The 20,464-nt window shown below is 38.9% G+C and carries 18 protein-coding genes and 2 tRNA genes; 16 read left to right on the top strand and 4 right to left on the bottom strand.

Features of this window, described 5'->3' with window-relative positions:
* The first annotated feature begins 142 nt into the window (after positions 1–142).
* From B6258_RS06165 to B6258_RS06155, 3 genes are all read left to right on the top strand, one after another.
* The gene (locus B6258_RS06165) at positions 143–1,774 is read left to right on the top strand and encodes a Na/Pi cotransporter family protein (protein ID WP_099074532.1); all 1,632 of its coding nucleotides are present in this window, start codon (positions 143–145) and stop codon (positions 1,772–1,774) included.
* A gap of 2 nt (positions 1,775–1,776) precedes the next feature.
* On the top strand, positions 1,777–2,325 hold the full coding sequence (locus B6258_RS06160; protein ID WP_099074531.1) for a GNAT family N-acetyltransferase: 549 nt from the start codon (positions 1,777–1,779) through the stop codon (positions 2,323–2,325).
* A gap of 205 nt (positions 2,326–2,530) precedes the next feature.
* A complete protein-coding gene (locus tag B6258_RS06155) occupies positions 2,531–2,794 on the top strand; it encodes a DUF1435 family protein (RefSeq protein WP_099074530.1) in 264 nt (87 codons plus the stop codon).
* Positions 2,795–2,857: 63 nt separating this feature from the next.
* On the opposite strand, the gene B6258_RS06150 is transcribed toward B6258_RS06155, so the two are convergent.
* The 3 genes from B6258_RS06150 to rsmC all read right to left on the bottom strand — a co-directional run bounded on the left by B6258_RS06150 (position 2,858) and on the right by rsmC (position 4,241).
* Positions 2,858–2,944, bottom strand: a tRNA-Leu gene (locus B6258_RS06150).
* Positions 2,945–2,983: 39 nt separating this feature from the next.
* Positions 2,984–3,070: transfer RNA gene (locus B6258_RS06145), tRNA-Leu, on the bottom strand.
* 154 nt (positions 3,071–3,224) lie between these two features.
* Positions 3,225–4,241, bottom strand: coding sequence for a 16S rRNA (guanine(1207)-N(2))-methyltransferase RsmC (gene rsmC / locus B6258_RS06140; RefSeq protein ID WP_099074529.1), 1,017 nt, complete (start codon positions 4,239–4,241; stop codon positions 3,225–3,227).
* A gap of 129 nt (positions 4,242–4,370) precedes the next feature.
* Between rsmC and B6258_RS06135 the strand changes: the two genes are divergently transcribed.
* The 13 genes from B6258_RS06135 to deoD all read left to right on the top strand — a co-directional run bounded on the left by B6258_RS06135 (position 4,371) and on the right by deoD (position 19,369).
* The gene (locus B6258_RS06135) at positions 4,371–4,781 is read left to right on the top strand and encodes a DNA polymerase III subunit psi (RefSeq protein ID WP_099074528.1); all 411 of its coding nucleotides are present in this window, start codon (positions 4,371–4,373) and stop codon (positions 4,779–4,781) included.
* On the top strand, positions 4,750–5,196 hold the full coding sequence (gene rimI, locus B6258_RS06130) for a ribosomal protein S18-alanine N-acetyltransferase (protein WP_023582914.1): 447 nt from the start codon (positions 4,750–4,752) through the stop codon (positions 5,194–5,196). Before B6258_RS06135 ends, rimI begins: the two co-directional genes overlap by 32 nt.
* Before the next feature lie 636 nt (positions 5,197–5,832).
* Positions 5,833–6,144: a helix-turn-helix domain-containing protein gene (locus tag B6258_RS18445; protein ID WP_099074527.1), complete on the top strand. Its 312-nt coding sequence runs from the start codon at positions 5,833–5,835 to the stop codon at positions 6,142–6,144.
* Positions 6,131–7,351, top strand: coding sequence for a type II toxin-antitoxin system HipA family toxin (locus tag B6258_RS06120; protein WP_476704254.1), 1,221 nt, complete (start codon positions 6,131–6,133; stop codon positions 7,349–7,351). The genes B6258_RS18445 and B6258_RS06120 overlap by 14 nt, the downstream gene beginning before the upstream one ends.
* Before the next feature lie 1,192 nt (positions 7,352–8,543).
* A complete protein-coding gene (gene prfC, locus B6258_RS06105) occupies positions 8,544–10,133 on the top strand; it encodes a peptide chain release factor 3 (protein ID WP_099074525.1) in 1,590 nt (529 codons plus the stop codon).
* Positions 10,134–10,685: 552 nt separating this feature from the next.
* Positions 10,686–11,030: a BON domain-containing protein gene (locus B6258_RS06100; protein ID WP_099074524.1), complete on the top strand. Its 345-nt coding sequence runs from the start codon at positions 10,686–10,688 to the stop codon at positions 11,028–11,030.
* Positions 11,031–11,159: 129 nt separating this feature from the next.
* Positions 11,160–12,224: a patatin-like phospholipase family protein gene (locus B6258_RS06095; RefSeq protein WP_099074523.1), complete on the top strand. Its 1,065-nt coding sequence runs from the start codon at positions 11,160–11,162 to the stop codon at positions 12,222–12,224.
* Positions 12,217–12,999, top strand: a complete 783-nt coding sequence (locus B6258_RS06090) for a TatD family hydrolase (protein ID WP_099074522.1) — start codon at positions 12,217–12,219, stop codon at positions 12,997–12,999. The genes B6258_RS06095 and B6258_RS06090 overlap by 8 nt, the downstream gene beginning before the upstream one ends.
* A gap of 287 nt (positions 13,000–13,286) precedes the next feature.
* On the top strand, positions 13,287–14,588 hold the full coding sequence (locus B6258_RS06085; protein WP_099074521.1) for a NupC/NupG family nucleoside CNT transporter: 1,302 nt from the start codon (positions 13,287–13,289) through the stop codon (positions 14,586–14,588).
* A gap of 521 nt (positions 14,589–15,109) precedes the next feature.
* A complete protein-coding gene (gene deoC, locus B6258_RS06080; RefSeq protein WP_064721106.1) occupies positions 15,110–15,889 on the top strand; it encodes a deoxyribose-phosphate aldolase in 780 nt (259 codons plus the stop codon).
* A 70-nt stretch (positions 15,890–15,959) separates the two neighbouring features.
* Complete coding sequence (deoA, locus tag B6258_RS06075; protein WP_099074520.1) at positions 15,960–17,282, top strand: thymidine phosphorylase; 1,323 nt, start codon at positions 15,960–15,962, stop codon at positions 17,280–17,282.
* Positions 17,283–17,348: 66 nt separating this feature from the next.
* Positions 17,349–18,575 carry a phosphopentomutase gene (gene deoB / locus B6258_RS06070; protein ID WP_099074519.1) on the top strand — a complete coding sequence of 409 codons (1,227 nt, stop codon included), beginning with the start codon at positions 17,349–17,351 and terminating at the stop codon, positions 18,573–18,575.
* A 77-nt stretch (positions 18,576–18,652) separates the two neighbouring features.
* The gene (gene deoD, locus B6258_RS06065; RefSeq protein ID WP_036934279.1) at positions 18,653–19,369 is read left to right on the top strand and encodes a purine-nucleoside phosphorylase; all 717 of its coding nucleotides are present in this window, start codon (positions 18,653–18,655) and stop codon (positions 19,367–19,369) included.
* Positions 19,370–19,450: 81 nt separating this feature from the next.
* On the opposite strand, the gene B6258_RS06060 is transcribed toward deoD, so the two are convergent.
* Positions 19,451–19,900, bottom strand: a complete 450-nt coding sequence (locus B6258_RS06060) for a hypothetical protein (protein ID WP_099074518.1) — start codon at positions 19,898–19,900, stop codon at positions 19,451–19,453.
* Positions 19,901–20,464 lie beyond the last annotated feature (564 nt).

Genomic DNA, 20,464 nt, shown 5'->3' with positions numbered 1-20,464 from the left:
AATGACTCTCTATGTTATTAAGGCATTACCCGTAAAAAAATCTTTTCTCAGATAAATTATCTGCTCGTGGTCTTTCTCTTTTTATGAGATCGAAGGAGAACAGAGTCAAACAAACAATGATAAAAATAAGGTTGTTATTTCTATGCTGACACTGCTTCATTTACTCTCATCTGTTGCGCTTCTTGTTTGGGGAACACATATTGTTCGCACTGGCATTATGCGCGTCTTTGGCTCTGATTTACGCCGAATTTTAGGTAAAAGTATTAATAAAAAATCCAATGCCTTCCTCGCTGGCGTGGGAGTAACGGCATTAGTTCAAAGCAGTAATGCGACGGCACTTTTGGTTATCTCTTTTGTGACGCAAGGACTGATTTCGATCACGCCTGCTCTTGTGATAATGCTAGGCGCCGATGTGGGTACAGCGTTAATGGCGCGTGTACTGACGTTTGATCTCTCTTGGTTATCTCCGCTTCTTATTCTTGTCGGGGTGATCACTTTTCTAAGTCGTAAAAAAGAGCGTGTTGGGCAATTAGGGCGAGTAGGAATTGGTCTTGGCTTAATTATTTTAGCCTTACAACTCATCGTCACCTCAGCTGAGCCAATCACTCATGCCAGTGCAGTACAAGCTATCTTTACTTCATTAAGTGGAGATACCGTTTTAGCTCTTCTCGTTGGTGCTTTATTTGCGATGGTCAGCTACTCAAGTCTTGCCGCCGTGTTATTAACCGCGACATTGAGTGCAACTGGGTTAATGCCTTTGTATATCAGCTTATGCATTGTGATTGGCTCTAATATTGGTAGTGGCTTGCTCGCGTTAATGAGTAGCCGAGGGCAGAGTGTTGTTTCACGCCAAGTGGTATTAGGAAGCCTATTTTTTAAATTAATTGGTGCGTTATTGGTTTTACCTTGGATAACCATAATTGCAAATAAAATCCAGCAATACGGATTTTCACCGGCTGAAGTCGTTATCTATTTTCATGTTATTTATAATCTTGCTCGCTGTATTTTGATGATCCCTTTCGTCGGCATAATGGCAAAATTATGTCAGCGGCTGATCCCTGAATTACCAGTGACTGAGTCTGAAATGGCACCGCGTTATTTAGATCAATCCGCCATTGATACACCTTCATTGGCAATTGCTAATGCGGTTAGAGAATCACTACGATTAGGTGATGTTATAGAACAAATGCTGCAACGTTTTACTGCGTTAATGGAAGGCGATCGTCAGCAAAAAAGGGAAATTAGTCAGCTAGAAGAAGAGGTGGAATTACTCCACAGCAGCATCAAATTGTATATGGCACAAATCCAACAGCATGATCTAGGAACTGAAGATTCTCGGCGTTGGGCTGAAATTATTGATACAGCGATGAATTTACAACAATCATCCGCTATCATTGCGCGTATGTCGGCTGAAGTGGTGAACAAAGGTCTAAATCACCACTTATTTTTATCGGAGGAAGGACGTCGTGAATTACAGACACTCCTTGAGCGTCTGCAAAGTAATCTGAATCTGGCGATGTCGGTATTTGTTTCCGGCAACATGGAACATGCTCGTAAATTACGTCGAGCAAAACATCGTTTCCGTTTACTCAACCAGCGTTACTCGTTTGCTCATGTAGAACGTCTTCATTTGCATAACATGCAAAGTATTGAAACCAGTTCACTGCATACTAGTTTGCTTGGTGATATGAAACGGTTGAATTCCTTGTTCTGTGCAGTGGCTTATCACGCACTAGAACGAAGTGAATCATCATCAGAACAGGTTAATCTTTAATAATGAAATACACTATTCGTCAATTAACACGAAATGAAATTCCACAAGTATGGGAAATTGATAGAACTGAGCTTATTGAAAAGCTATATGTATTAAAAGAAGGAACATTGCTTTTATCAGAGCAATGCTTTGATATGAAAGGTTGGCCAGAAGGTGAAGCAGAACATTACACACCTGTTTTGCTTGAAAGTTTTGACCGAGGCGCGCCTTTTTGGGGTGTTTTTAAACACGGTCAGTTGGTCGCAGCAGCAAGTGTTGATCCACAAAAACGAGGACAAAATGGCACTTTACTTCAACTCTCTTTTTTACATGTTAGCCATCAGCAACGTGGACAAGGTTTAGCTCGAATATTATTTGATTATTGTGTGGAATATGTGAAGAAAAAAGGGGCTGGTGGGTTATATATCTCATCAACACCTTCTGAAAATAGCGTAAATTTTTATCAGCATTTAGGCTGTTGTTTAATTGATATTCCTGATCCTGAACTTTATGAAAGAGAGCCTGAAGATATTCATTTAGTCTTTCATTTTACCGAGTCAAATAACACTTAATTTCGTTTATTGAATACGATAACAACATAATAAAATCCAATGCCTTATCGTGAAAATGATAAGGCATTTTTTATATATCATACTAAAAAATAGATATAACCCTTTAAAAAATAAGGATATAAGGTGAGTTTTTTTCTTTATATAAGTTGATTTAGTATAGTGGTTATATAATAATGAAAATCATTATCATTTAATGGTGATTATTATGGCTAAACCAACACGTATTTCTGCAACGACATCTTGGACATCTCGCATTAGTTTATGGGAAATGTTGGCGGTTTCTTCTTTACTAACTGTGATCACTCATTCTATTGCAGGAACATCCGCCTTTACGCTGGTTTTAGTGGTTTCAATGTTGTTATCAACCTTGATGCTGTTCCATAAAAAATTACAAATGTGGGTAATGATCCCCGCAGGCGTTGTATTAACCTACAGTTTGATGACACTTTTAGTCGCGTATCATGGATAGAGAATAGAAGATCCAGCGTGTAATCGAAAGGGGGTTATTACAAGAAAAAGAAGGGTTATTGAGTGGTGCGAAGAGGGGGACTTGAACCCCCACGTCCGTAAGAACACTAACACCTGAAGCTAGCGCGTCTACCAATTCCGCCATCCTCGCAGTCTTACTCAATTAATTTTACTCTATACATTGTCTGTTTGGTGCGAAAGGGGGGACTTGAACCCCCACGTCCGTAAGGACACTAACACCTGAAGCTAGCGCGTCTACCAATTCCGCCACTCTCGCATTCAGACAGGAAGCGAATTTTATGCCTTTTATTTTTGGCGTCAATTATTTTTTATCAATAAATTATTTTGGTGATGAAAAATAAAACACCTTGAATGGTTACTTAAAATTAGCCCAAAAAATAAAACCCTGTTATTTATAACAGGGCTTGTGATTAGTCTTTCTTAGTTGCTTGGTAAACTTTGAATTTACCTGTTGATGCAAGCACTTCATGAGAGCCAAATACATGATCCAATATATCTGGATAAGGGATAAATGAATTCGCTACAATGCGTAATTTACCGCCTCTTTTCAGATAATTTGGTGCAAGGCGAATAATATCTTCAGCGGCTTCATAGCTTGTACCTAAGCCATCATGGAAAGGTGGATTTGAGACTATCCAATCATAAGTTTCTTCAACGGCTGAATAGACATTACTCGCAATCACTCGACCTTCTAATTCATTCACGTTTAAGGTGGCGATACTAGAAGAAATTGCTGCAGCATTCACATCGCATAGTGTCAGTTTCAACATTGGGTTTTTCTTGCCAAGTACAGTGGCAAGAACACCACAACCACATGCCATATCCAGTAAATCCCCAACCATAGCGTCATCAAAAGTTGATAGTAATAAACGGCTACCCTCATCTAATGCACTTTGGCTAAAGACACCCGGTAATGCCATTACAGTAAGGTCGTTATGGCGATAAGTTTGCCACCAGTTATTACGGTCAAACAGTGTTTGATATGTTTGAGTACCAAAAAATAAGCTACAACGGCGTGCTGAATCTATTTTTTTAAGTTTAGCGATACCATTCATTAATTCAGTGGCACTTTTAACACCGCTACGGTTTTCACCAACGATAAAGATTTCAGTACCCACTTGTAAGTTAGAGCAAAGGCTACGCAGTTGGAAAGTGGCTTCGTTTTTATTTTTAGGCCAAAAATAGATCAAGGTATTACAATATTTCACAAAGGATTGATCTGCAACTAAACCGAAGAGTGCGTTATCACCCATTGATTTTAGTAATGGTAGCCACTGGTGATATTGGTTGGTATATGCTCGGACACTTTTCGCCTGAATTTGCGCCGCGAAAGTATCTTGAAGATCACCTGCAATAAGTACATGTCTGTCTGCGAAATGATCTAGGTGACGAAGAATAACTTCGCTAGCAGGGGACAGTGAGGACATTATGATTATTACTCCTTAAAAAACATGAGACGCATGATATCAGATATAAAGAAACTGACGCTATTTATTGGCGTAGTTTATGCCCTCTGATACTATGTACCGTTGTTCTACACTTGATAGGTAAGCATAATGAGCCGTAAAGACAGAATGTTATCCCAACTTGGAATTCGTCAGTGGGTACTTCGTAAGCCTGCTGTGTTAAAAGGCGAGCATTCTGTTCAATTTCCGGATACAACACGTTTACTTATCATTACTGATGATACCGTTGATCTAAATAACGGGCTTTTCTCTGATATTTTTAGCGCCATGGGGATAGATAAAGACGAAATCTATTGTATTACAACAGATGATGTGAGCATGCTCACAGAATCATTTGATCTTCCCTGCTGGTTATTAGGCATTGATCTCATACTTCCCTCTGAATATACTTCTCTGAGAAGCCCTTCATTACATCAGTTATATTTTGATGCTGATGCAAAACGCGATCTTTGGAAACAAATCTATCAATATGAAGACCATTTCACTCTTAAACCCTGCTGATTTACCCTTAGCATGGCAAATTGAAAAATTAAGTCATTCATTCCCTTGGAGTGAAGAAACATTTTATAGTAACCAAGGAAGTCATTATTTTAATCTGAAAATTTGCATTGATAATATTATTGTAGGTTTCGCAATTACGCAATTAATATTAGATGAGGCAACACTTTTTAATATCGCAATCCATCCTGATTATCAGGGGAAAGGTTACGGTAAAGCACTTTTATTGGAACTGATTGAAACACTTGAGAAAAAAAATATCACTACCTTGTGGTTAGAGGTACGGGAATCTAATGAAAAAGCGTTCAATCTCTATGAATCTATAGGATTTAATTTCGTTTCAAAACGCAAAAACTATTACCCAACAAAGACGGGAAATGAAGATGCGATTATCATGGCTTATCCTATTTCTTTCTAATTAAATCTTTATTTAAGTTAAATTTAAAACGTCTTCTATTAGGCGTTTTTTTATTTTCTTTGAAGTATGAAGATTTTATTTTTTATTAATTGTATTTAAAATTTATCTTTATTTTTACTTAATGTAAATTTATCAAGTTAATTTCACTTTTGTCATCGTTTAATTTTAAAACATTAGGTGATTATAACGGTGTTAAAAAGGTGAATGGTATTTAAAATAAGTAAAGTGAGTATTTATTTTTGTTTTAAATAAAGTGATTAGTCTCTAAATATAGACAAAATTAAATCTAAATAAAGGTGTGTTTATTTAGATCCTTATATTCAATCCCGATTTTAACCGAAAATAAATAGGCTAATTCTTTGCTTTTCGATGATGCTCATGCGTAACACTTGGAAAGTATGTACAAACTTCTTCTTTATTACACTTATCTTCCGATGATTTGACGCATCTGTTCGCTATTATCAGCTTGAGTATCTCTCTTTTGTTAATTGCGAATACCTTCGTTTAACTATATGTAATTATATATCAATTTATATTTTTTGATATGTAATAGCTAATCAGTTTTGTGTTTTTTGAAGTGGTGTGATATGTTTTTATATATAATTTTTCTACGGTGATTTATTAAGGTATATTAAAATGAGCTATGTAACAGAGCAAATACTAGAAAGCCTTCGAGAAGCTCGGATACGTAAAGGGTTTAGCCAAAGAGAACTGAGCGCACGCTCGGGTGTACCTCAAAGCCATATATCGAAAATCGAGTCTGGCAGCGTTGATTTAAGAATGTCCAGTTTGATTGCACTTGCCCGTGTACTCGACTTTGAGTTATTTGCCGCACCAAAAAAGCTTGTACCTGCTATTAAGTCGATAATTCGAAGCAACCAAGGGATCAGCGATGAAGGTGAGCCAATGTCGCCCGCATATCAGTTAGAGGAAGATGACGATGACTAATCATATTTCTACGCTCAACGTTTTGCTCTACGGTGAACCCATCGCAACAATCACCAACGTGGGCAATGACAGAACGCTTTTTGCTTTTATGGAACCGTACATTAATGACAAATCACGGCCTGTGCTAGGACTTGGTTTTAAAGATACGTTGGGTGGCTTGCTGACCAATTTCAATCCTACTCAAACCAAATTAATTCCGTTTTTCTCCAACCTTTTGCCAGAGGAAACCATGCGTAGTTACCTAGCAGATCGTGCCGGTGTGAACCCTGCACGTGAGTTTTTTCTATTGTGGGTATTAGGACAGGACTTAGCTGGCGCGATCACTGTTGAAGCTGCTGATGGTGAAGCACTGCCACCTAATGTGCATCAACACATTAAAGATGAAACGAAAATTGAAGTACCAATGCGCTTCTCATTGGCGGGTGTACAGTTGAAGTTTTCAGCGGTGCAACAGGCTAACGGTGGTTTGACGATCCCGGCGACAGGTAAAGGTGGCTCTTGGATTGTGAAATTACCGTCATCTCGATTTGAAGCTGTGCCAGAAAATGAATATTCGATGATGGAACTTGCTCGAATGTTAGGAATGGATGTGCCAGAGACTCAGTTATTACCGATTAACCAGATAACTAACATTCCAGAAGGGATTGGTAAGTTTGGCACTAGCGCTTTTGTGATCAAGCGCTTTGATCGTGTTGATGGTCGAGCGATACATATTGAGGACTTTGCGCAAGTGTTTGGCATCTATCCTCAAGATAAATACAAAAAAGCCAGTATGCGGAATATTGCTCAGGTCATTGGTATTGAAGGGCAAAACGAAGATATTGCAGAATTTACTCGTAGATTGGTGTTCAATACCCTAATTGGTAATGCGGATATGCATTTGAAAAATTGGTCTGTGATCTACAAAGACAAGCGTACTGTATCGATAGCACCTGCTTATGATTTTGTCTCAACCATTCCTTATATCCCCGACGATAATGCATCTTTAAAGGTTAGCCGTAGCAAGAAATTCAGTGATTTCACGCTGGATGAGTTATCACACCTAGCCGCTAAAGCCATGCTGCCAGAAAAATTGGTGTTAGAGACCGCCAAGCAAACTGTGGCAGGTTTCCATGAAGTATGGGCTAAAGAAAAAGCGCATTTACCACTTACCAAGTCGATGATTGAAGCCATCGAAACGCACTTACGAAGCATACCGCTACGCTGAATTCCTAGTCGGTATAGTGTGCATTTCGATGTTTTCATAAAAATGGTTTAACTTCACACTATTTCACGGTGCTTTGCGCCGTAAACTGAGAATTTGGTAAACTAAATAATGATATCTGTGTTTTGAGAAGTCTGATCTTCTGAATAAATCATGCATCTTTCTGACCATCAACCAGAGATTAATCTGGCGATGATTGTTTTACATTGATTTTCAGGAGAATGCATCTGACAGCAGTAGCGAACTAAGTAATATCTTTTCATTGAAGTAATTGATGAAAATATTTTGGAAAAGTTTCACGTAATCTGGATGTTAGGGAATAAAACGGCACATGGACGAAGCATACATTCAGATGATGCGTTAGCACTACTGAGAGATGCAATTCGTTCGGTCAGTGGATGTTCAAATTAACTATGCCACTTCAAAAATAACTCTGATGCAGATTAGATGAAATTAGGATCTCATAAATAATTCATAATTGAGTTGGTCAGAAATACACACAATTTCTTCATTCCAAGGCTTAAACAGGTTTTGTCAGCCACATTGGGAACTTTGTCAGCAACGGATCCAGGACAAAACGTTTTGCTTTAGCCAAAACCGAGTATTACAGTTAAAATTGTTGGAAGGCTCCAGTTTTTATTTGTAGAATATGGGGTTATGGAAACTTTATCCAAACGACTAAACCATGCCTTGTAGCTTACTGGTGTGACTCAGTTTGAGTTGACTCGTCGCCTTGATATAAAACAGCAGTCAATTAGCTAGATTTACTCTGGTAAATCGGCTAAGTCTCGTTACACCATGCAGATCGCGAAGGCGCTTCACGCAAATGCTCATTGGCTCGTCACAGGTGATGGCGAGATTGGCTTGAGAGGCGGTAATATAGAAGTCGGGCCTGATATTAAGGGAAGAATTCCTCTCATTAAATAGCGAAGGAATTTGTGGTTTAGCCACAGTTGTTCATCAACTGAGGAAGCAGTGATTGCAAACAGCTACAACTGAGCATTGGCGCACGCTGAGAATAAATGGTAACCAATTACGCAACCATTGATTGTTTATACAGACAAGATAGGCGAAAATAAGCGCCAACTAAGATTAACTTACGGGTTGAATGTCTTTATAGTCACTTTAATTATTACTTATAGCAATATATCAGTGTCTTACATTCTCTCGTCTATCAACCAGAAGATCACCATTGATGTCTAATCCTATTTTTCAGCAAGAAGTTGCTCGTCGTAGAACTTTTGCCATTATTTCCCACCCCGATGCGGGTAAAACAACCATCACTGAAAAAGTGTTGTTATTCGGACAAGCAATTCAACGTGCAGGAACCGTAAAAGGCCGCGGTTCAAATCAGCATGCAAAGTCTGACTGGATGGAAATGGAAAAACAACGTGGTATTTCTATTACAACCTCAGTCATGCAGTTCCCTTATGCAGATTGCTTAGTTAACTTATTAGATACCCCAGGGCACGAAGACTTCTCTGAAGATACTTATCGTACTTTAACCGCAGTTGACTGCTGTTTAATGGTTATAGACTCCTCTAAAGGGGTCGAAGATCGTACTCGTAAGTTAATGGAAGTAACACGTTTACGTGATACCCCAATTCTGACTTTTATGAATAAACTCGACCGTGATATCCGTGATCCAATGGAAGTCATGGACGAAGTTGAAACAGAATTAAAAATCGCGTGTAGTCCTGTGACTTGGCCTATTGGTTGCGGAAAACTCTTCAAAGGGGTTTATCACATTCTGAAAGATGAAACTTATCTTTATCAAACGGGTCAAGGTCACACTATTCAGGATTCTCGTGTCATCAAAGGGTTAGATAATCCAGAGCTTGATAAAGCGATAGGTGATGATTTAGCAAGCCAATTACGTGATGAATTAGAGTTAGTATTAGGTGCTTCTCATGAATTTGATCATGAGGCATTTTTAGCTGGCGAATTAACCCCAGTGTTCTTCGGTACTGCATTAGGTAACTTTGGTGTTAACCATATGCTTGATGGCCTTGTAAAATGGGCACCAGCACCAATGCCTCGTCAAACCGATATGCGTGAAGTTACCGCTTCTGAAGAAACGTTCACCGGTTTCGTCTTTAAGATCCAAGCCAATATGGATCCTAAACACCGCGACCGTGTTGCATTCTTACGCGTTGTATCTGGTATGTATGATAAAGGTATGAAACTGCATCAGGTTCGAATTAAAAAAGATGTCGTGATTTCTGATGCATTAACCTTTATGGCGGGCGACCGTTCTCACGTTGAACATGCCTATCCAGGAGATATTATCGGTCTTCATAACCACGGCACAATTCAAATTGGTGATACTTTTACTCAAGGTGAGATCCTGAAGTTTACAGGTATTCCAAACTTTGCCCCAGAATTGTTCCGCCGTATTCGTTTACGAGATCCGTTAAAACAAAAACAATTACTTAAAGGATTGGTACAGTTATCAGAAGAGGGCGCTGTACAGGTCTTTAGACCACTGGCGAATAACGATTTAATCGTAGGTGCAGTGGGTGTTCTTCAGTTTGATGTGGTTGTTGCAAGACTTAAGAGTGAATATAACGTTGAGGCGGTTTATGAATCCGTTAACGTTTCAACAGCACGCTGGGTTGAATGTAGTAACGAGAAAAAACTCGAAGAGTTTAAACGTAAAAATGAACAAAACTTGGCACTTGATGGCGGTGATAATTTAACGTATATCGCACCAACGATGGTCAACTTGAATTTAACACGTGAGCGTTATCCTGAGGTTGAGTTCCATCAGACGCGTGAACACTAAATACTCGTCATACTTCAAGTTGCAGCGTTGTTGACTACATTCATTCGCACTAGTCACATACTTTTGTATGTTCCTAGCGACTCATTCACTTGTCGCCTAGCTGCATCTTGAATTATTTAGAGTATATAATCTACTGAAAAAGCTACATTTTTTAATGTGGCTTTTTTGTTTCTTCGCTTCGTGGAGTCTTTATCCTTAATAAACAGTTGTGAGAGACTCGATTTTCTTTGTTAAATTCACTTTGCATATCTCTAATATCCTACCCAAAAACCCTTCTTAATTTGGAATTACTCTCTTTTTTTTCTGTTAACATTATGTCTGTTTTTATACTTATTTATAAATATAAGTAAAATTTTTTATAGTTTTATTGGTTATTATTAGAATAAAATCATTAGGATTAGTCTTTATTTATTATTTTTTGCTTTATTTAACTCTAATAGCTTACTAATGTAATAACTTAGATTGTTAAAATTTTGTAGCGTTTCATAAAAATACAGATATTAAAACACACACATATTTCCTATCGCAGTTATTGTGATTAGGGGGAGAGCAATGAAACAATGTAAAACGCTAAAATTAGCGTTAGTAATGTCAATGGGTTTCGCTTTTGTCAGTATGGGCGCATCAGCTGAAACATCGTGGTATAGCGAAATCAATAGCAAAGGGAATAATACGGGTCACTATTTAAGTGATACTTCTATTTCTAATAAAATTAAAAACACGCTATTGCCAATGCAAGATATTGATAGTAGTAATATTTCTATTCGTACTGAGTTTGGGCATGTCTTTCTTTCCGGTTTTGTTGATAGTAAAGCGCAAGAAGAAAAAATTTTACAAATTATTGAAAAAATTGAGGGTGTTAAAAGCGTAGACTCAGATGTAAATATCAAATCATAAACAGAGTTTTCTCTTATATTCGTCATTCTCTAAGAAGATATTGTTTAGTTTATTTGTATGAATGCGTAAAAATAATGACGTCAAAAAAATGTGCAGGTATCCTTTGATAAGCTGTATAAAGGAGAGATTATGGGGAAGTATATACCTGTCACATTAAATAATATTACTGCACTCGAATTTCAATCCTCACTACCACAAGGCAAAGTTGCTTTAGTTTGTGAGGGGGGAGGTCAGCGCGGGATCTTTACTGCGGGTGTTCTTGATGAATTTATGCGATCGCAATTTGATCCCTTTGATATTTTACTTGGGGTATCTGCGGGGGCGCAAAATTTATCTGCTTTTGCCTGTGGTCAGCGTGGATATGCACGTAAAATTATTAATCGCTATACAACTAATAATCAATTCTTCAATCCTCTTCGCTTTGTCCGTGGTGGCAATTTACTCGATCTTGATTGGTATATAGACACGACAGCCAAAGAAATGCCTCTTGATATGCCAACAGCACTACGCCGTTTTGATGCGGGTCGCGAATTTTATATGGTGGCAAGTCGTTCTGATAATTTTCAGGCAAATTATTTTCAACCTGATGAACCGACTTGGCTTGAGATAATTAAAGCGTCCAGTGCCATTCCTGCTTTTTATCGTAATGGTGTCTTATTTCATGATGTTGTTTATCATGATGGTGGTATCAGCGACGCTATTCCTGTGAGAGAAGCTTATCGACGTGGTTGTCGTACTATTGTTGTTGTTCGTACCGTTCCTTCAGAATATCAATATACAACAGAGTGGGTTGAGCGTATGGGGAAATGGTTCGAAAATAGCCGATTACAGCGCTTTATGGAGATGGCCCAAGTCCATATCGCAACCTATACTGAGACAATTAAATTTATCCAATCTCCTCCAGAAGATGTTGTTATTATTGAAATATATCCACCAACTACATTGCAATCTAGTGCATTAGGAAGTCGTTTAAGTGCATTAAATCATGATTATCATGTGGGTAGACGTTGTGGGCGCTATTTTCTGGCGACAATTGGTCAACACTTTTCTAAGAAGAAATTCAAACAGTACGATAAAAAAGTCTTTAGCTTGTTTGAACAAGAAGCAAAGGCTGATAAAGCAGAGAATGCTGCTATTATTCAACAAGGAACTCGAAGCGTACACCCTGACGTGAGGCAAATTCAGAATGAATAAATTTATTGATACCCACTGTCATTTTGATTTTCCGGTTTTTGATGATGATATTGCCAACAGCTTGTCACTAGCGCATCAAGCTCATGTTGAAAAAATAATTATTCCCGCCGTTGCACGTTGGAATTTTGATGTTGTCGCAGCGCTAGCCAATAATCATCATCAATTATATTGTGCATTGGGGCTACACCCTTTATATATTGAAGAGCACACTGAGCAACATCTATTGGTATTAAAACAGAAATTAAAAACAGCTTCTCGCTGTGTTGCTATCGGAGAGATAGGGCTTGATGACTATATGGATAATCCTCAGCCTGAGAAGCAAGAAGCGTTTTTAATTGCACAGCTTAAACTCGCGATTGAATTTGATTTGCCAGTGATCCTACATTCACGTAAAACTCACGATAAGTTAAGTGCACTTTTACGTCGTTATGATGTGCCTCGCAAAGGGGTTATTCATGGTTTTGCAGGAAGTCAGCAACAGGCAGAAAAGTTTATTCAGCAAGGCTATTTTATTGGTGTTGGTGGAACCATTACTTATGAGCGAGCACAAAAAACCCGCCGTGCAATTGCCTCGTTACCACTAGAATATCTGTTATTAGAAACAGATGCGCCTGATATGCCTGTGAGTGGTTTTCAAGGTGAACCTAATCGCCCTGAACGTATTCAGAACGTTTTTTCCCAACTTTGTGAGCTGCGTCAAGAGTCGCCAGAGATAATTGCTCAGCAACTCTATTTTAATAGCCTACAATTATTTCGGTTAAAAGATAATATCTAGTTCTTGAATTGAATCTAACTTTACTCGTCAAAATTGAATATATGTTTGTTAATCGGATGATGTTTTCTCTCTATTCAGCCTATTCAATAAATGCGTTTTCTCCTCTTTTTGTGTGATCTACTTCTCATTTGTGACTTTTGTGTTACTTTTTTCAGACTCTATTTGTGATGGATATTGAGGGTTCTTTTCTTAGACTAGGTATAATTATCTGGCAAAAAGAGTCAATAAGCTCTGGCAAGAGCATTATTGATAATCCATTAAATTTTTATGTGAACAGGGATCCTTCAATGCAACTCATTATGAGCTTGGTCGGAATGGCAACATTAATATTGATAGCCATTCTGTTTTCCAGCAATCGACGTGCAATTAGACTACGTACAGTTGGTGGCGCATTCCTTATTCAGATTGGCTTAGGTGCATTTGTTCTTTATTCCGACGGTGGTCGCGAGGTGCTTCTTGCGGTTTCTGATGGTGTTAAGAATGTTATTGATTACGGCAATAATGGGATGAGCTTCCTATTTGCAGGCCTAGTATCAGATAAAATGTTCGAGTTGTTTGGTGGTGGCGGTTTCGTATTCGCCCTACGCGTACTGCCTGTTATCGTGTTCTTCTCTTCACTCATTGCCGTGCTGTACTACCTTGGCATTATGCAAATAGTCATTAAAATTCTCGGTGGTGGCTTACAAAAAGTACTTGGCACATCACGAACAGAATCTATGTCTGCAACTGCAAATATTTTTGTTGGGCAAACAGAAGCACCGCTTGTTGTTCGCCCTTACATTGCAAGAATGACAACCTCAGAACTCTTTGCTGTTATGTGTGGTGGTTTAGCTTCTGTTGCAGGTTCAGTACTTGCTGGATACGCTAGCATGGGCGTACCATTGGAGTATCTGATCACGGCATCTTTTATGGCTGCTCCAGGTGGTTTACTCTTTGCTAAATTATTGATCCCTGAAACAGAAACACCAGATGATCAAAAAGATGCACTTGATAAAATGGCGGATGACGAAAAACCTGCCAATATTATCGATGCTGCAGCCGCAGGCGCCTCTTCAGGTTTACAACTGGCACTTAACGTGGGTGCAATGTTACTTGCTTTCGTTGCGTTAATTGCATTAGTCAATGGTATCCTCGGGGGTATTGGTGGCTGGTTTGGCTATGAGAATTTCTCATTAGAATTAGTGCTAGGTTGGGTGTTTGCACCTATTGCTTTCCTAATCGGTGTACCTTGGAGTGAAGCGACCGTTGCTGGCTCATTTATTGGTCAAAAACTGGTTATTAATGAGTTCTATGCTTACTCTGAATTTAGTAAATACCTACAAGATGAAGCCCAAGTTGCAGCATCAGGCTTAATCATCTTGTCAGAGCAGACAAAGATAATCATCTCCTTTGCACTGTGTGGTTTTGCTAACCTCTCTTCTGTTGCTGTACTGCTAGGTGGTTTAGGCGGAATGGCACCAAATCGCCGTAAAGACGTGGCACGTTTAGGTATGAAAGCTGTGTTGGCCGGTACGCTTTCTAACTTAATGAGTGCAACAATTGCTGGTTTCTTCTTTGCATTGACTGCAATGGCTGTTGTTGCTGCTTAATTGATTTTGATTATAAAGAGCAGATAGGTATTTTGCCTGTCTGCTCTTTTATGTTTGTTTTCTGCTGTAATGTTAACTATTTTTATTGTGAGAGATATTTCGCAATCTGTAATGAATAGGGTCAATAGCGATATCATTTCATATTGATCATGCTTTTTTTGCGTTATAAAGACGACTTAGAGGCGCTATTCGAGTAACATTAAACCAGAAAATGACCTAACTGTGATATTCATCACATTTTTATGTCATTGTTTGCAAGTTGCATTTGATTAGTGTGACACAAAGCACATCTAATTGTTCCTTAGCGTGTTCAAATAAGATGTGCTGAAACTTCATGGAATGGCGAAGGCTCAATGACGGGTCGCCGAAGTGAGCATAGCGCGGTGAGAGGGAGCTCAGCTGTCGTTGTAGCGTAAGTTACAACAACATCTTCAAGGAACCAAGTCCGCTCGCCAACAAATTTAATCGCTAACCTTAAGCGTACGCCCAAAAGGGCTTGAGAAACATCGTTGGAGAGTTTTATGACAGATTTAACCGCTGCAGCGCGCCTTGCGCTGTCTTTGATGGATTTAACTACATTAAATGATGACGACACTGATGCAAAAGTGACTGCATTATGTCATCAGGCTAAAAGCCCAGAAGGCAATACAGCCGCTATTTGTATCTACCCACGTTTTATTCCATTAGCACGTAAAGTGTTACGCGAACAGGGTACTCCAGACGTCCGTATCGCAACCGTAACTAACTTCCCTCATGGTAATGATGATTTAGATATCGCATTAGCAGAAACCAACGCGGCATTAGCTTATGGCGCAGATGAGGTTGACGTAGTTTTCCCTTACCGTGCATTTATGGCAGGTAACGAGCAAATCGGTTTTGATATCGTTAAAGCATGTAAAGAAGCGTGTGCAGAAGCTGGTTCTTTACTGAAAGTTATTATTGAAACGGGTGAGCTGAAAGATCCAGCACTTATCCGTAAAGCATCTGAAATTTCAATCAAAGCAGGTGCTGACTTTATTAAAACTTCCACAGGTAAAGTACCTGTAAATGCAACACTGGAAAGCGCTGAGTTAATGATCCAAGTGATCCACGATATGGGTGTTGGCAAAGAAGTTGGTTTCAAACCAGCGGGTGGTGTACGTACTGCTGAAGAAGCTGCTCAATACCTTGCATTAGCAAACCGCATTATGGGTGACAACTGGGTTGATGCTCGTCACTTCCGCTTTGGTGCGTCAAGCTTGTTAGGTAATTTATTAGCCACTTTAGGTCATGGCGAACAAAAATCGTCTAGTGGTTACTAATCCATTCGTGAAATACGCTCACTTTTCATGACGGTGGGCGTTACCAATGCTATAAAACCAGGAGGTTGCAGTGTTTCTTGCCCAAGAGATTATTCGTAAAAAGCGTGATGGTCATCCTTTAACTGAGGAAGAAATTCGTTTTTTCATTAATGGCGTCAGAGATAATACTGTTTCTGAAGGTCAAATTGCTGCATTAGCAATGACTATTTATTTCCACGACATGACAATGCCAGAGCGTGTTGCGTTGACATTAGCTATGCGTGATTCCGGTACAGTACTGAACTGGAAAAGTCTAAATTTAAACGGCCCAATTGTTGATAAACACTCAACCGGTGGTGTAGGTGATGTCACTTCACTGATGTTAGGGCCAATGGTTGCAGCTTGTGGTGGTTATGTGCCTATGATCTCAGGTCGTGGATTAGGCCATACAGGGGGAACATTAGATAAGCTAGAGGCAATTCCTGGCTTTGATATTTTCCCTGATGATGAAAAATTCCGTGACATTATTCGTAATGTTGGTGTTGCCATTATCGGACAAACTAATTCATTAGCACCTGCTGACAAACGCTTTTATGCTACCCGTGATATTACTGCTACAGTTGATTCAATCCCGCTTATCACAGCATCTATTTTAGGTAAAAAATTAGCTGAAGGCTTAGATGCATTAGTGATGGACGTAAAAGTGGGCTCGGGTGCCTTTATGCCAACTTATCAAAAATCTGAAGAGCTGGCTGAGTCAATTGTCCAAGTCGCAAATGGCGCTGGTTGCCAAACCACGGCACTGTTAACTGATATGAACGAAGTATTAGCTTCTAGCGCAGGTAATGCGGTTGAAGTTCGTGAAGCGGTTCAATTCTTAACAGGCGAATATCGTAACTCACGTCTATTTGAAGTCACTATGGCGCTGTGTGTTGAAATGTTAGTATCTGGCCGTTTAGCGGATGATCGTCAACAAGCTCGTCAAAAACTACAAGATGTGTTGGATAACGGTAAAGCAGCAGAAGTCTTTGGTCGTATGGTTGCAGCACAGAAAGGCCCAACTGATTTTGTTGAAAACTACAATAAATACCTGCCAACTGCGGTATTAAGTAAACCTGTATTCGCTGAGAAAGCAGGATTCATCACAGAAATGGATACGCGTGCATTAGGTATGTCAGTTGTGACATTAGGCGGCGGTCGCCGTAAAGCGACTGATGCTATTGATTACAGTGTTGGCTTAAGCGACATCGTAGCGCTTGGTGCTGAAATCAATACAGACACACCTTTAGCGATGATCCATGCTAACAGTGAAAAATCATGGCAAGAAGCTGCGGCTGAAGTCCGTAAAGCGATGATAATTGGTGACAGCAAACGCGAAGCTTCACCAATGGTGTACCGCCAAATCAGCGAATAAGAACTCAATTACGATTTATAAGTGACATATCCGTGGTCTACGGAGAATGACACAGGAGAGAGAATTATGAAACGTGTACATATCATGGTATTAGATTCCTTCGGTATCGGAGCTGCCGGTGATGCGGAGAAATTCGGTGACCAAGGTTCAGACACTTTAGGGCATATCGCACAAGCGTTTGCTGACGGTAAAGCAGATAGAGACGGTCGTAAAGGTCCTCTTCATTTACCTAATCTTTGCCGTTTAGGTTTAGGTAAAGCTGCGGAAGAATCAACAGGTAAATTCCCTATTGGTTTAGATAAAAACGCAGATATTATCGGTGCTTATGGCTACGCGAGTGAAATCTCTTCTGGTAAAGATACTCCGTCAGGCCACTGGGAAATCGCAGGTGTTCCTGTTCTGTTTGATTGGGGATACTTCAAAGAACTGAAGAATTCATTCCCACAAGAGCTGTTAGAAAATATCGTTAAACGTGCAAAATTACCAGGATACTTAGGCAACTGCCACGCATCTGGTACCGTGATTTTGGATGAACTGGGTGAAGAGCACATGAAAACCGGTAAGCCGATTTTCTATACCTCTGCTGACTCGGTATTCCAAATTGCATGTCATGAAGAAACTTATGGTTTAGATGAATTATATGAGCTGTGTGAAATTGCTCGTGATGAACTAAACAAAGGCGATTACAACATTGGTCGTGTTATTGCGCGTCCATTTATTGGTGATAAACCGGGTAACTTCGCTCGTACAGGTAACCGTCATGATTTAGCGGTTGAGCCACCAGCACCAACTATGTTGAAAAAACTGGTTGATGAAAAACAAGGTCACGTTGTTTCTATTGGTAAAATTGCTGACATCTACGCAAACGTAGGTATCACTAAGAAAGTGAAAGCAACGGGTATTGATGCGCTGTTTGATGCGACACTTGAAGAAATGAAACTCGCAGGCGACAACACCATTGTATTCACCAACTTTGTTGATTTTGACTCCTCTTACGGCCACCGTCGTGATGCTGTGGGTTATGGTGAAGCTCTTGAGTTATTCGACCGTCGTTTACCAGAATTAATGGAACTGGTAAAAGAAGATGACATTCTTATCTTAACAGCAGACCACGGTTGCGACCCAACTTGGCCAGGCTCTGATCATACTCGTGAGCACATTCCTGTTCTTGTCTATGGTCCAAAAGTGAAACCAGGTTCATTAGGTCATCGTGAAACCTTTGCTGATATCGGTCAGACTGTTGTTAAATACTTTGGCTTATCTCCAGTCGATTATGGTAAAGCAATGTTTTAATTTTACTTCGGTAGGTATAGTAATATGCCTACCGAATTATATTTGAATAGTAAAAAGATCAATTAAAAGGAAGAATTATGGCTACCCCTCATATTAACGCAGAAATGGGCGATTTTGCTGATGTCGTTTTAATGCCGGGCGACCCGCTTCGTGCTAAATACATCGCTGAAACTTTTTTACAAGACGTTCGTCAAGTAAACAATGTTCGTGGTATGTTAGGTTTTACAGGTACGTATAAAGGCCGTAAAGTTTCTGTAATGGGCCACGGTATGGGTATTCCTTCCTGCTCAATTTACGCAAAAGAACTAATTACAGATTTCGGCGTGAAAGTTATTATCCGTGTAGGTTCATGTGGTGCAGTATTACCCGATGTTGAACTGCGTGATGTTGTTATCGGTATGGGCGCATGTACTGACTCTAAAGTTAACCGTCTGCGTTTCAAAGACCAAGATTTCGCCGCTATCGCTGATTACCAATTAGTTCAAAATGCTGTTGATGCAGCAAAAGCGAAAGATATTAAAGTTCGCGTTGGTAATATCTTCTCTGCTGATTTGTTCTACTCTCCAGATCCAGAAATGTTTGATGTAATGGAAAAATACGGCATCCTAGGTGTTGAAATGGAAGCGGCAGGTATCTACGGTGTTGCAGCTGAATACGGCGCAAAAGCACTGACTATCTGTACTGTATCTGACCACATTAAAAAAGGCACACAAACTACAGCAGAAGAACGCCAAACTACCTTTAACGAAATGATTGAAATTGCATTAGAATCTGTTCTGTTATTAGAAGATTAATCAATACATTTTGTTGCTTAAAAATAATAAAAACCCAATTTTAAGTTGGGTTTTTTTACATCTAATTAATAAAGCTAGAAACTATGGAGCATAAATATAGGTTTCTAAATAAGGATCCATTTTAATTGAGTAATTTTTTAAATTATCTAAGCTGGGTGTTAATGGCTGTTTGCACTCTTTTTTACTGATAATGTTATTGTCTTTATAAACAATAATGCCATTAAAATTCCAACCTCTCCCTTCACCGTCATAAACGACGTAGCTATAGTTTCCATTCTTAAAACGAACATAAGTCGATGCGCCAGCAACAAACATCTGATGTCCATAAAAGACGTTATTATTGGGTTGCTGAGGTACTGGTAGTGTGATCTCTGTTTTAGCGAGTGTGCCATAGCGATAAACTGGGGGCTTTCCATGTTCAGCGAATACACTGACATACTTACCATTTTCAAGTTGGCAGGTAAATTCTTCAGCATGGACACTTGCGGATAATAATACGAATACAGCAGCAACAGTGATATGTGCTTTCATATTGTGTTCTCCGTTAATTACCTACTCTATTACTTTAAGTATCGGCAAATAACACAAAATATGTAGAGTAAATATTCTGATTATTTAGCAGAGTTATTATTTTCATTTTAACTGATATTTAAATCATTTGTAGCATTATTCACTGTGATAGTTTTGTTATTTATATTTTCATTGATGGCTATCTTCTGAATTAACCTTAACCAATATTTTATACCTAATAATGGTTAAAATTAGAATTTATTAGCTAATTATGAAAAATATACCAGTGTTTTATTCTTATTTTATCTGTGTTGATTAAATTAAATGTAATTTAGCGGGGGTTGATTGCGGAAATAACAGATTAATTCAATTAATTAAATAAAGAGTTCAACAATATCAGTTGGTTAGAAGTGGGTTGTTGTATTTTGATTATATTTCAAATAGTTACTAATATTGAGGGTGATTGTTTCTGTTTGTAGTCCTATTTTTACTGTGATGTCAGTCACATAAGTAGATATGTGAAAAATAGATACTGTAAATTTAACTTTCCGTGATGATGTATTTATTTGATATTTAATAAAAATT

This window comes from Proteus alimentorum (assembly GCF_002607735.1).
GTDB classification, from domain to species: Bacteria; Pseudomonadota; Gammaproteobacteria; order Enterobacterales; family Enterobacteriaceae; genus Proteus; species Proteus alimentorum.
The sequence above is the reverse complement of the archived record's forward strand: the minus strand, read 5'-3'. Positions and strand labels throughout refer to the sequence as shown.